Annotated in this window: 10 protein-coding genes; 9 read left to right on the forward strand and 1 reads right to left on the reverse strand. The window is 66.2% G+C overall.

The genetic code is table 11. From position 1 onward, the window contains the following. Positions 1-38: 38 nt before the first annotated feature. A complete protein-coding gene (locus tag HZB86_02910) occupies positions 39-944 on the forward strand; it encodes an RluA family pseudouridine synthase (GenBank protein MBI5904492.1) in 906 nt (301 codons plus the stop codon). Here HZB86_02910 and HZB86_02915 read toward each other — a convergent pair. After that, complete coding sequence (locus HZB86_02915; protein MBI5904493.1) at positions 937-1,500, reverse strand: DUF4124 domain-containing protein; 564 nt, start codon at positions 1,498-1,500, stop codon at positions 937-939. The genes HZB86_02910 and HZB86_02915 overlap by 8 nt on opposite strands. 14 nt (positions 1,501-1,514) lie before the next feature. On the opposite strand from HZB86_02915, the gene HZB86_02920 reads away from it, so the two are divergent. From HZB86_02920 to HZB86_02955, 8 genes are all read left to right on the forward strand, one after another. Continuing rightward, a complete protein-coding gene (locus HZB86_02920; GenBank protein ID MBI5904494.1) occupies positions 1,515-1,724 on the forward strand; it encodes a hypothetical protein in 210 nt (69 codons plus the stop codon). Between the two features lie 15 nt (positions 1,725-1,739). Further along, positions 1,740-4,781 carry a PAS domain S-box protein gene (locus HZB86_02925; GenBank protein ID MBI5904495.1) on the forward strand — a complete coding sequence of 1,014 codons (3,042 nt, stop codon included), beginning with the start codon at positions 1,740-1,742 and terminating at the stop codon, positions 4,779-4,781. Further along, positions 4,778-6,166, forward strand: coding sequence for a sigma-54-dependent Fis family transcriptional regulator (locus HZB86_02930; GenBank protein ID MBI5904496.1), 1,389 nt, complete (start codon positions 4,778-4,780; stop codon positions 6,164-6,166). The genes HZB86_02925 and HZB86_02930 overlap by 4 nt, the downstream gene beginning before the upstream one ends. Positions 6,167-6,297: 131 nt before the next feature. Further along, positions 6,298-7,089 carry an ABC transporter ATP-binding protein gene (locus HZB86_02935; protein ID MBI5904497.1) on the forward strand — a complete coding sequence of 264 codons (792 nt, stop codon included), beginning with the start codon at positions 6,298-6,300 and terminating at the stop codon, positions 7,087-7,089. A 4-nt stretch (positions 7,090-7,093) separates the two neighbouring features. Next, on the forward strand, positions 7,094-9,001 hold the full coding sequence (locus HZB86_02940; GenBank protein MBI5904498.1) for an AMP-binding protein: 1,908 nt from the start codon (positions 7,094-7,096) through the stop codon (positions 8,999-9,001). 11 nt (positions 9,002-9,012) lie between these two features. After that, entirely contained in the window at positions 9,013-9,909 is an 897-nt protein-coding gene (locus tag HZB86_02945; protein ID MBI5904499.1) for a branched-chain amino acid ABC transporter permease, read from the forward strand. A gap of 34 nt (positions 9,910-9,943) precedes the next feature. Next, on the forward strand, positions 9,944-10,990 hold the full coding sequence (locus HZB86_02950; protein ID MBI5904500.1) for a branched-chain amino acid ABC transporter permease: 1,047 nt from the start codon (positions 9,944-9,946) through the stop codon (positions 10,988-10,990). 111 nt (positions 10,991-11,101) lie between these two features. Beyond that, positions 11,102-12,157, forward strand: a 1,056-nt coding sequence (locus tag HZB86_02955; GenBank protein ID MBI5904501.1) for an ABC transporter substrate-binding protein, incomplete at its 3' end; no start/stop codon positions are given.

A 12,157-nucleotide genomic window follows, 5' to 3' on the forward strand; every position in this document is an offset into this window, starting at 1 on the left:
GGACGACACCCCTGTTTGGGTACAGTATACTTCCGGGCATGCGGAGAGACCAGATCTTCCGGGTGGAGGGGGAGGAGTCGGGGAGGCGTCTCGACCGGGTCCTGCGGGACCGCTTCCCCGGATTGCCGGCGCGGAGCCTGCGGTTCGCCTTCGACGCCGGGGCGATCCGGGTGGGAGGGATTCCCGCCCCGAAGGGCCGCCCGCTCCGGGAGGGAGAGGTGGTGTCCGCGGACGCCCTCGCGGAACCGGAGGACTGGCTGCCCGTCCCGTGCGACCTGCCCGGCGCTTCGGTCGCCTACGAGGACGCGGAGGTCGCCGTCCTGTGCAAGCCTCCGGACGTCCACACGGAGCCGCAGCGGCCGAACGAATCCGGGACCCTCGCCGGGTTCCTGCTCCGGCGGTTCCCCGGGGTGGCCGGAATCTCGCCGGAGCCCGGTCTGACGCTCCTCACGCGGCTGGATTACGCGACCAGCGGTGCGGTCCCCGCCGCTCTGACCGAAGCCTCGCTGGATTTCCTGCGTCGCGAGCGGGAGAAGGGGCGGGTCGTCAAGGGATACCTGTGCATGGTCCGGGGAGAGGTCGCCGCACCGATGTCGATTCCGTGGGAGATCCGCGCGGAAGGGGGGGAAGCTGTCCGGGTGCTTCGCGGCCGTGACGATCCCGACCCGCACCGGTGGACCGCGATCGCACCGATACGGACCGGGAACGGGTGGACGCTGCTTCGGGCGACGATTTCCCGCGGGAAACGGCACCAGATCCGTGCCCATCTGGCCGCCGCGGGATACCCGATCGTGGGAGACCGGCGGTACTCCGCCGTCCCGGCGTCCGGTCCGGGGAAGAGCCGCCTGATGCTGCACGCGTGGGAGGTGTCGTTCCGGCATCCGGCAACGGGGGAGACGCTGCGGGTGTCATGCCCCGCTCCCGAGGAGTTCGGGGCTACCTGACGGAAGGTGCGCCGGATTCAAGCTCCCGGAGCCGCTCGCGGTCGCCCGGAAGCTCTTCGCTGTATTTCTTGTACAACTCGAGGTCTTCCTGTGAAACGAACCGGTTTCCCAGGGGATTCAGTATCTGGGACCGCTTGTTGTCGACCTTTTCGAGGAACCGTTCCTTCGCATCGATCTTGGCCCGTAGAGATTCCGCCTGCCGGGACGGGTCGTCCCCGACCGGCAGGGTGACCCGGTCTCCCAGAGAGGTGTCGTTCGAAGGGGCGGATGCGCCGTTGACCCCGCCGGGAGAAGGGAGCGTTGGGCTTCCGACGGTGGACAGGGACGGTTTTCCCGGGATCGGCGGCTCCTTGAGGATCGGCTGTATCTTTCCGCGGAGATGCTCCGGTATCGCGGACGGGTTGTCGGTGAAGTGGATGACCCCTCGCTCGTCCTCCCACCGGTAGATGTCGGCATCCGCCGGGGCCGCGCAAGGGAACAGCGCCACGGCCGCCAACGCGGCGAGCGACATCGTCAGGTACCGTCCCCGGTTCGTCGTTCCGGACCGATCGGCCATGCTTTGATAGTACAATGAAGCGATCCGCGCTGGCAATGAAAGGGGTCCCGTTGGGCAAGGCCGCCGTACTCCTGTTCCTGGCCGCGTTCTCGTGGCCGTTCCTGGGCGTGATCGACGCTCCCGCGACGATCCTCGGGATCCCGTCGTTTCTCGCGGGAATATTCCTGTTCTGGGCCGTCCTCGTCTACGCGCTCTTCACGGCGAGCCGCCGGACGGACGGGTAGGGAGGCGGGGCGCCGTTGCCGGGGACGCTGTTCCAGGGGGGATTCGTCCTCGCGGTGCTGACCGGGTACCTGCTGCTCCTCTTCGGGATCGGGTACCTCGGCGAGCGGAAATTCGACGCGATCCGCGCGCGCGGACTCGACCGGTACGTCTACGTGTTCGCGGCGGGAGTCTACTGCACCTCCTGGACCTTCTACGGATGCATCGGCAACGCGGCGCAGAACGGCCCGTCGTTCCTCGCCCTCTTCATCGGACCCTCGGTCTTCGCCCTGACCTGGTGGACGGTCCTCCGCAAGCTCGTGCGGTTCTGCCGGGCCCACAACGTCACATCCGTTCCCGACCTCCTGAGCGTCCGGTACGGCGGGACCCCGTGGCTGGGGGCGTTGGCGACCCTCTTCCTCGTCCTGGGAAGCGTTCCGTACATCTCCCTTCAGCTGCGCGCCGTCGGGCTCACGTACGACGCCATCTCGGGCGGCGGGGGCTTCGCGGCCGCGATCGACCCGATGCTCGTCGTCGCGCTGTTCCTGGGCGCCTTCGCGCTCTTCTTCGGGGGGCGGTACCTGGACTTCACCCGTCCCCAGGGGGGAGTCCTGACCGCCGTCGCGACGGAATCGGTGGTCAAGCTCGTCATCCTGGTGGCCGCCGGAGTCTTCGTCTGCTACGGGCTGTTCGACGGAATCGGGGACGTCTACGCCCGCTTCCGGTCCCACCCGGAGTGGGGGAAGCTCACCGGCCTCTCGGGCGCCCCGGGCAACGGGTTCGCCCGCTGGACCGCGTACTTCGTCATCGCCGTGATCGATGTCCTTCTGCTCCCGCGCCAGTTCCACGTCTTCGTCGTCCAGAACGGGGACGAATCGCACATCCGGACCGCGATGTGGATGTTCCCGCTCTATCTCCTCCTCATCAACCTGTTCGTGATCCCGATCGCGTTCGGCGGACTTCTGCTGGGGCTGCCGGCCTCGGCGGGAGACAACTTCATCCTCGCCATTCCGATGCTGTCCGGGCAGAAGGGATTGAGCCTCCTCATCTTCATCGGAGGCTTCTCCGCCGCCACCGCGATGGTGCTGGTCTCCTCCGTCGCGCTCGGCAAGATGGTGGCGAACAACCTGGTCATCCCCGGAATCCTCCGGGCCCGGAGGGGGTTTCACGCATACGGGTACCTGCTGGCGGCCACGCGGGCGTCGATCCTGGCGGTCATCGGGCTGGGGTACGTGTACGCGCGCTGGATGTCCGGGAACGCCGCGCTCATGGAGATCGGCGTGATCTCGTTCGTGGCGGTGGCGCAGTTCGGGCCGCCGGTCTTCGGCGGCATGTACTGGAAGGGGGGGACCGCCGGAGGCGCGGTCCTGGGGCTGTGCGCCGGCTTCACCGCCTGGTTCTACACCCTGATCCTGCCGGCGGCGGCCAAGGCCGGGTTTCTCGATCCCTCCTTCGTGGCGAACGGGCCGTTCGGGATCGCCCTTCTGCGCCCCGCGGACCTCCTCTCCGCCGGGATCGGCGATCCGGTGGGCAACGCCGTTTTCTGGTCCCTCTTCCTGAACGTCCTCGGGTACGCCGCGGGGTCGCACCTGTTCGCCGCGGCGGGCGCCGCCGTCCCCGGAGTCCACCCCGGCGGCGCGGAGGTCCCCGTCCCCGGGTCCCCCCCCGGGAGGGGCGCGCATTATCCGTCCCTCGAGGACATCGAGGCGGTGATGACACGGTACGCAGGACACGAGAAGGAGAAGGAGGTCGGGGAGGTCGTCCGCGAGATCCGCGAGATCAAGAGCCGCGGCCAGACCCGCGAGGCGGTGATCCGGCAGATGGAGCTCCCGGCGCGCCTCGAGAGGATCCTCACCGGCTCCATCGGCGTCCTTTCCGCCCGGAGCGTCCTGCGCGACATGCTGCCGCTGACGCTGGCGGACGCCCGGACGCTGGTCGAGTCGTTCCGGGAGATGGAGAAGGATCTGGCGTCCACCCGGGAGGCGGTGTCCCACAAGGAGGAGCAGATCCGCGCGCGGGAGCGGCTGCTGGCGAGCGTGGTCCACAGCATCGACGACGGGATCGTCGCGTTCGACGCGGGGGGGAGGATCACCGCCGTGAACGAAGGCGGGTGCCGCCTCTTCGGGCGGCCGGAACGGGCGATGATCGGGGAGGGGTTCCAGCTCCTCATCCGGGACACGCCGTACCGGGAGAAGCAGCGGATCATCGCCCGCTCCACCTACCGCCACGGCCGGTGGCGGGGAGAGGTGGATTTCGTCCGCGGGGACGGCACGCAGACGGCGGGGCTGGTCTCCACGGCGCGGATCAACGACGAGCGCGGCCGCGCGGCGGGATTCGTCGCTTCGTTCAAGGACCTCTCGGAGATCAAGGCGATGCAGAACAAGATGATCCAGAGCGAAAAACTCGCCTCGCTGGGGCAGATGGCGGCGGGGGTGGCGCACGAGATCCGCACCCCGCTGGGGTCGATCAAGATGAGCACGCGCCTCCTTCGGGAGGAGGCGGCGGGTTCCGAGGCCTCCGAGATGCTCGGGACGATCCGGGACGCCGTCGCGTCGATGGAGGTGATCGTCAACGAGCTGCTCGACTACACCCGGGACATCGCCCTGCAGCTCGACGACTACGACCTGGTCTCGATCGCCCGATCGTCGGTCTTCGGCCTGGAGGACGAGTGGCGCCGCCGGGGCGTCTCGGTCGGCGTGGAGTCCGGGGAAGGCCCTGTGAGCGCGATCGTGGACGGCGTGCGGATCAAGCAGGTGCTGACGAACATCGTGAAGAACGCGGTGGAGGCGGCCCCGGACGTCCGGGGCCGGGTCACCGTCCGGCTCGCGGGGGGCAACGGGGCCGTACGCATCACGGTCGAGGACAACGGCCCGGGGATGACGCCGGAGGAGCTGGGGAACGTCTTCCAGCCGTTCTACACCAACAAGGCGCAGGGGACGGGGCTCGGGATGTCGATCGTGAAGCGGCTGGTGGAGCTCCACGGCGGGGAGGTGCGGATCGATTCGGCCGCCGGGCGGGGCACGACCGTTTCGGTGGACCTGCCGGGCACCCCCTTCGCCGGGACGGGGAGGGCGCAATGAAGCGGAAGATCCTGCTGGTGGACGACGAGGAGATCTTCCTGCGCCCGCTGGCGCGCACCATCACCTCCTCCGGGTACCTCGTGGAAACGGCGGGAAACGCGGCAGAGGCGAAGGAGAAGCTGAAGAAGGGAGAATTCGACCTGGTGATCAGCGACGTCCGCATGCCGGGGACCGACGGCATCGCCTTCACCCGGTCGATCCGCGAGGAGTTCGGCGACCTGCCGGTGATCCTCATGACCGCGTACGGGAGCATCCGGACCGCCGTGGACGCGATGAAGGCGGGCGCGCACGACTACCTGCTGAAGCCGTTCGAGCCGGACGAGATCCTGCTTCACGTGCGCCGCACGCTGGAGATCCAGGACCTGCGGACGGCGGACCGGTTCCGCACCGCCCGGAACCAGGAGACGTTCGACCTGCGGAAGACGCTGGTGTGGGAGAGCCCCGCGATGAGCCGTCTCCAGCGGGACATGGCCGACGTCCTGCCGCTCGACACCACGGTGCTCCTGACCGGAGAGACGGGGACGGGGAAGCAGCTGATCGCGCGCGCGCTCCACTACAACGGGCCGCGCCGCGACGGGCCGCTGATCGAGGTCAACTGCGCGGCGATCCCGGAGACCCTCTTCGAGACGGAGCTGTTCGGGCACGTCCGCGGGGCGTTCACCGGCGCGGTGTCCGACCGGAAGGGGATGTTCCAGCTCGCCCACGGAGGGACCCTGTTCCTGGACGAGATCGGGGAGGTCCCGCTGCCGCTGCAGCCGAAGCTCCTGACCGCGATCCAGGACAGGACGTTCCTGCGCGTCGGCGGGGCGCGGCAGATCGACGTGGACGTGCGGATCATCGCGGCGACCAACAAGTCGCTCGAGGAGGAGGTGGCGGCGGGGAGGTTCCGCAACGACCTCTTCTTCCGCCTGTCCGTCTACCCGCTCAAGGTGCCGCCGCTCCGGGAGCGGGCCGAGGACATCCCGGTGCTGGCCGACTTCTTCCTGCGGCGGTTCGCCCGGAAGTGCGGAAAGAAGATCGCGCAACTTTCCGTCGCGGATGTCGACGCCCTGCGGGCGTACGACTGGCCGGGCAACGTCCGGGAACTGGAGAACTTCGTCGAGCGGGCGGTGATCCGGGCGTCCGGGGAGCGGGTGGATTTCGCCTCGGTGCTCTCCGGGACTCCGAGGAAAGGCGTTTCGGAGGGAGTGCCGCTCCACCCGGAACTTCCGTTCCGCGACGCCAAGGAGAAGGTCGTCTCCGCCTTCGAAAGGGGGTACATCCGCGAGTCGCTGCGAAAGGCGGACGGCAAGCTGACGGAGGCCGCGCGGATCGCCGGGATGGACAACAAGAACTTTTCCGAGAAGATGAAGCGGCATGGGCTGACGCTCGATAATTTTTGGTAGTTTTACCAAACCAGCGCTTTCCTGTTTGGTATAAACACCCTCCCTCCGCACCTCCACCCCTTTACAAACAGCGGTTTGAAAATGGCACGGGGATTGCGTCATTCAGACCGAATATCGTCCAGGGAGACTTTATGCCGCTGCTGCGCATCGACGACGTGCACCTGTCCTTCGGCGGGGTCAAGGCGATCAACGGGGTCTCGATCAACGTGGAGAAGGGGACGATCCACGCGATCATCGGGCCCAACGGCGCCGGGAAGACCTCCGTCTTCAACTGCATCTCTTCCGTGTACCGGCCGCAGCGCGGGGCGGTCTACTTCGAGGACCGCAAGGTCACCGGGATGAAACCCGACCACGTGACCGCCCTGGGGATCGCCCGCACCTTCCAGAACATCGCCCTGTTCCACCACATGACCGTGCTCGACAACCTGATGCTGGGCCGCCACCTGTTCCTGAAGAGGGGCGCCCTCGCCGGCGGGATCTTCCTCGGACCCGCGCGCACGGAGGAGATCGAGAACCGGAAGGTGGTCGAGGATATCGTCGACTTCCTCGAGATCGAGAACATCCGCAAGAAGCCGGTCGGGACGCTCGCGTACGGCCTTCGAAAGCGCGTCGAGCTCGGCCGCGCCCTGGCGCTCAAGCCCAAGCTCCTCCTCCTCGACGAGCCGATGGCGGGGATGAACCTCGAGGAGAAGGAGGACATGGCCCGTTTCGTCCTCGACATCAACGAGGAGTGGGGGGTGACGACGCTCCTCATCGAGCACGACCTGGGCGTCGTGATGGACGTAAGCCACAGGGTGAGCGTGCTGGACTTCGGGGTGAAGATCGCCGAGGGGACGCCCTCGGAGGTCGCCAACGACCCGCACGTGATCAAGGCGTACATCGGGGAGGAAGACGACTTCCTGCGGGAAATGGAGGCGCGCTGACCCGATGAAGGAGATCCTGAAAACCCACGGCACCTTCCCGCGGCTGCTCTCCCGCAACGCGGAGCTCTTCGGCGACCGGAAGGTCGCCATGCGCGAGAAGGAGTTCGGCATCTGGCAGGAGTACAGCTGGAAGGAGTACCACGACCACGTGAAGTACTTCTCCCTCGGGATGGTCTCGCTGGGCCTCTCCCGCGGCGACAAGGTGGCGATCATCGGCGACAACCGCCCCGAATGGGTGTGGGCCGAGGTCGCGGCGCAGGCAGCCGGCGCGGTGCCGCTGGGGCTGTACCAGGACTCGACGCTGAAGGAGGTCTCCTACGTCATCGACCATTCCGACGCCTCGTTCGTCGTGGCGGAGGACCAGGAGCAGGTCGACAAGATCCTCGACATGAAGGAGCAGCTTCCCAAGGTCCGCTACATCATCTACAGCGACCCGCGGGGGATGCGGGGGTACAAGGAGCCGTTCCTCCTCGACTTCAAGGAGGTCGAGAATTTCGGCCGCGACCTCGAGCAGCGGGAGCCGGGGCTGTACGCCGCGAACGTCGAGGCCACGAAGTACGAGGACCTCGCGCTCATCTGCTACACCTCCGGGACCACCGGTTTCCCGAAGGGGGCGATGCTGTCGTTCCGCAACCTGCTGAGCATGGCGGCCAACCTGATGGAGGTGGACTCGAAGGTCGGGAAGGACGAATTCGTCTCCTTCCTTCCGCTGGCGTGGATCGGAGAGCAGATGATGTGCCTCTCCAGCGCGCTGCTCACCGGGTTCACGGTGAACTTCCCCGAGAAGCCGGAGACGGTGCAGGAGAACATCCGCGAGATCGGCCCCACCATCATGTTCTCCCCGCCCCGGATCTGGGAGAACATGACCTCCACCGTGCAGGTGAAGGTCATGGACGCCTCCGCGCTCAAGCGGAGGATGTACGGGTGGGCGCTCCCGGTCGGGTACGAATACGCCGACGCCGTCTTCCGGAAGCAGGCGATTCCCGCGTCCCTCCGGTTCCGGTACCGGCTCGCGTACGCGCTGGTCTTCCGGGCGCTGAAGGACCGCCTGGGCCTTCTCCGCATCCGGTCGGCCTCCACCGGCGGGGCCGCGCTGGGGCCCGACGTCTTCAAGTTCTTCAACGCGATGGGAGTCAACCTGAAGCAGATCTACGGCCAGACCGAGATCTCCGGCATCTCGTGCATCCACCGGGAGGGGGACATCAACTTCGACTCGGTGGGGAAGCCGATCCCCGAGACGGAGATCCGGCTGTCTGCGAGCGGAGAGATCCTCTCGCGCTCCCCGTCGGTGTTCCTCGGGTACTACAAGAACCCGGAGGAGACGGAGAAGGCCTTGAGCGACGGCTGGCTCCACTCGGGCGACGCGGGGTACTTCACGGAGGACGGCCACCTGATCGTCATCGACCGGGTGAAGGACGTCATGCACCTGAACGACGCCACCCGGTTCTCGCCGCAGTTCATCGAGAACAAGCTGAAATTCTCCCCCTACATCAAGGAGTGCGTCTGCCTGGGCGACAAGCGCGACTTCATCGCCTCCATGCTCTGCATCGACTACCCGAACGTCGGGAAGTGGGCGGAGAGCCGCCGGATCTCCTACACCACCTACACCGACCTGGCGGCGAAGCCCGAGGTGCTGGAACTGCTGGCGAAGGAGGTGGAGAAGGTGAACGCCACGCTCCCGGAGACGACGCGGATAAAGAAGATCGTCCCGCTCTACAAGGAGCTGGACGCGGACGACGACGAGCTGACCCGCACGCGGAAGGTCCGCCGGGCGTTCGTCGGGGACCGGTACCGGCACGTGATCGAGGGGATGTACGACGGGGCCATGGAGATCCCGATCGACGCCGTCATCAAGTACCAGGACGGGAAGACGTCCAACATCAAGACGACGCTCGGCGTCCGGAACCTGTGAGGGAACAAGGCATGACGACGCAATACCTTCTTCAGCTCGTCATCAGCGGACTCGTCGTGGGGAGCATCTACGCCGCCGTCGCGCTGGGCTTCACGATCATCTACAAGGCGACACGGGTGGTCAACTTCGCGCAGGGCGAGTTCCTGATGACGGGGGCGTACGTCTGCTACGCCTTCGTCGTGCAGATGCACGTCCCGTTCTGGGCGGCGCTCCTGCTCACGATCCTCTTCTCGCTGGTGATGGCGGTGCTCCTCGAACGGATCGTGCTGCGGCCGATGATCGGCGAGCCGATCATCTCCATCATCATGGTCACCATCGGGCTTTCGCTCATCATGCGGTCCCTCGTCACCGCGATCTGGGGGAACGACATCCTCGTGTACGAACCGAAGCTCTTCCCGCAGGAAACCGTGTCGCTGGGCGGCGTCCCCGTCTCCCAGGAGTTCATCTGGTGCTTCGTCCTGTCGATGGTCCTCCTGGCGATCTTCTCCGCCTTCTTCAAGTATTCGAAGGCCGGGGTGGCGATGCGGGCCACGGCGTTCAACCAGCAGGCCGCGCAGTCGATGGGGATCTCGGTCAAGCACATCTTCGCCCTGTCGTGGATCATCTCCGCCGTCGTATCCGGGATCGGCGGGGTCCTGATCGGCAACATCAACGGGATCAACAGCTCCCTCTACCATTTCGGCCTCAAGGTCTTCCCCGCGACGATCCTCGGCGGGCTCGACTCGATCCTCGGGGCCGCCCTCGGGGGGCTGATCATCGGGCTGCTCGAGAACCTCTCGGACGGCCTCTGCAAGGCGTACCTCGACCTGAGCGGCGTGAAGGAGGTCGCCCCGTACGTCATCCTGGTCGTCATCCTCATGATCAAGCCGTACGGGCTGTTCGGCACGAAAGAAATCGAGCGGGTCTGAAGGACCGGCGGGGCGGGAAAAGGAGAACCACGGGATGCAGTATTGCGGCGACTTCCGGACCACCTACGAATCGGACGTCAAGATCTTCCAGACGCCCTTCATCAAGGTCTGCATGGGGTTCTTCGGCGTCGCCCTCCTCGTGCTGCCGTTCCTGATCAAGGGGGAGTACCTCTGGATCGTCCTGCAGATCCTGATCGCGGTCATCGGGGCGGTCGGACTCAACATCCTCACCGGGTTCACCGGGCAGATCTCGCTCGGGCAGGGGGCGTTCCTCGGGGTGGGAGCGTACACCTCGGCGTACCTCACGACGAAGCTGGGGCTCTCCTTCTGGATCGGCGTTCCGGCGGCGGGGATTTTGACCGCCATGGCGGGGATGGTCTTCGGCGTCCCGTCGCTGCGCCTCAAGGGGCTCTACCTCGCCATCGCCACGCTGGCCTCCCAGTTCATCCTCGAATGGATCTTCCTCCGGTGGGAACCGGTGACCGGGGGAAGCTACGGCATCGCGATCCCGCGCCCGGCGATCGGGGGATACTCCTTCGAGTCGGACCGCTCCTACTACTACATCGTCCTCGCCTTCGCGGTGGTGATGACCCTGTTCGCGACGAACCTGATCCGGACGAAGACGGGGCGCGCCTTCATGGCCGTGCGCGACCACTACATCTCCGCCGAGATCATGGGGATCAGCCTCTACAAGTACCGGCTCCTCTCCTTCGGGATCTCCTCCTTCTACGCCGGGGTGGCGGGCGCCCTCTTCGGGCACGCGCTGAAATTCGTCTCCTCCGAGCAGTTCAACATCGGCGTGTCGATCGTCTACCTCGCGATGATCATCATCGGGGGGCTGGGGAGCATCATCGGGTCGGTCTTCGGCGCGGTCTTCATGATCCTCCTGCCGAAGATCCTGTCGGTCATCACCACGTCGATCTCCGCGGACTTCCCCTCGGTGGCGAAGCTGGCGATATCGTTCGAACAGGGGATCTTCGGATTGATCATCGTCCTGTTCCTCATCTTCGAGCCCGACGGGCTGGCGCACCGGTGGAAGCTGATCAAGGCGTACTGGAAGCTGTATCCGTTCTCGTATTGACACGGAAAGGAGGGCGCGCGGGGGGAAATGGCAAGGGGAGGGAGCATCGGAAACGTCGGCGGTCGATATCGGTCAACCAACCGGAAACCCGAAAGAGGAGGGGACGACAGAATGAAGCAGACGATGCGTGTGTTCGCGATGGTCGCCGCGATGGCGATGTGCGTGTCCGGGGCCGCGTTTTCCGCCCCGGCGATCAAGGTCGGCCATCTGGCGGACCTGACCGGGGCGACGGGCGAGGTCGGGAAGCCGTACGCCCAGGGCGTCCAGGACTACAAGGATTGGGTCAACAAGCACGGCGGGATCAACGGCAAGCAGATCGACATGCAGATGTTCGACTACGCCTACGACAAGAACAAGGCGGTGAACCAGTACAAGAAGTACAAGGAAGACGGCGTCGTCGCGATCCAGGGGTGGGGCTCGGGCGACACCGAGGCGCTTTCCAAGACGACGGCGGACGACAAGATCCCGTACATCTCCGCCTCGTACTCCGCCCACCTGACCGACCCGGCGAAGACGCCCTACAACTTCTTCTGCGCCCCCGACTACACCACGTCGCTGCGGGCGGGCCTCAAATACCTGAAGGACAACTGGAAGGAGAAGCGCGCCCCGAAAATCGTCTTCATCTATCCGAACCACCCGTACGGGATCGCGCCGATCAAGGGAGGCAAGGAGTACGCGAAGGAGCTCGGGTTCGAAGTCCTCGGCGACGAGGACGTGAGCCTGAAGGCGATCGAGGCGAATTCCCAGCTTCTCTCCGTGAAGAACAAGGGAGCCGACTTCGCGTGGGTCGGCGGCACGACGAACTCCACGGCGGTCGTCCTGAAGGACGCGAAGAAGCTCGGATTGAAGACGAAGTTCTTCATCAACATCTGGGGCGCGGACGAGACGACGCCGAAGCTGGCGGGGGGCGCCGAGGAAGGGGCCCTCGTCATGGTCGGGTCCACGGTGTACGGCTCGAAGGTCCCCGGCATGAAGCAGCTCATGGAGATCACGAAGAACCAGCCGCAGGTGACGCACTACATCCGCGGCTACGTGTCGATGATGGTCGTCACCGAGGCGCTGAAGATCGCCGACAAGAAGGGGCAGCTGAACGGGCCCGGCGTCAAGGCGGCGCTCGAGACGCTGAAGAACTTCGATACGGGCGGGCTCGCGGTCGACAAGATCACG

The sequence above is a fragment of the Deltaproteobacteria bacterium genome (assembly GCA_016234845.1).
GTDB lineage: Bacteria > Desulfobacterota > Deferrimicrobia > Deferrimicrobiales > Deferrimicrobiaceae > JACRNP01.

What these genes read in the sequence shown, in the direction of transcription:
- HZB86_02930 (MBI5904496.1), top strand. Translation starts at nt 4,778, where the DNA reads ATGAAGCGGAAGATCCTGCTGGTGGACGACGAGGAGATCTTCCTGCGC.
- HZB86_02940 (MBI5904498.1), top strand. Translation starts at nt 7,094, where the DNA reads ATGAAGGAGATCCTGAAAACCCACGGCACCTTCCCGCGGCTGCTCTCC.
- HZB86_02915 (MBI5904493.1), bottom strand. Translation starts at nt 1,500, where the DNA reads ATGGCCGATCGGTCCGGAACGACGAACCGGGGACGGTACCTGACGATG.
- HZB86_02950 (MBI5904500.1), top strand. Translation starts at nt 9,944, where the DNA reads ATGCAGTATTGCGGCGACTTCCGGACCACCTACGAATCGGACGTCAAG.
- HZB86_02920 (MBI5904494.1), top strand. Translation starts at nt 1,515, where the DNA reads ATGAAGCGATCCGCGCTGGCAATGAAAGGGGTCCCGTTGGGCAAGGCC.
- HZB86_02935 (MBI5904497.1), top strand. Translation starts at nt 6,298, where the DNA reads ATGCCGCTGCTGCGCATCGACGACGTGCACCTGTCCTTCGGCGGGGTC.
- HZB86_02945 (MBI5904499.1), top strand. Translation starts at nt 9,013, where the DNA reads ATGACGACGCAATACCTTCTTCAGCTCGTCATCAGCGGACTCGTCGTG.
- HZB86_02910 (MBI5904492.1), top strand. Translation starts at nt 39, where the DNA reads ATGCGGAGAGACCAGATCTTCCGGGTGGAGGGGGAGGAGTCGGGGAGG.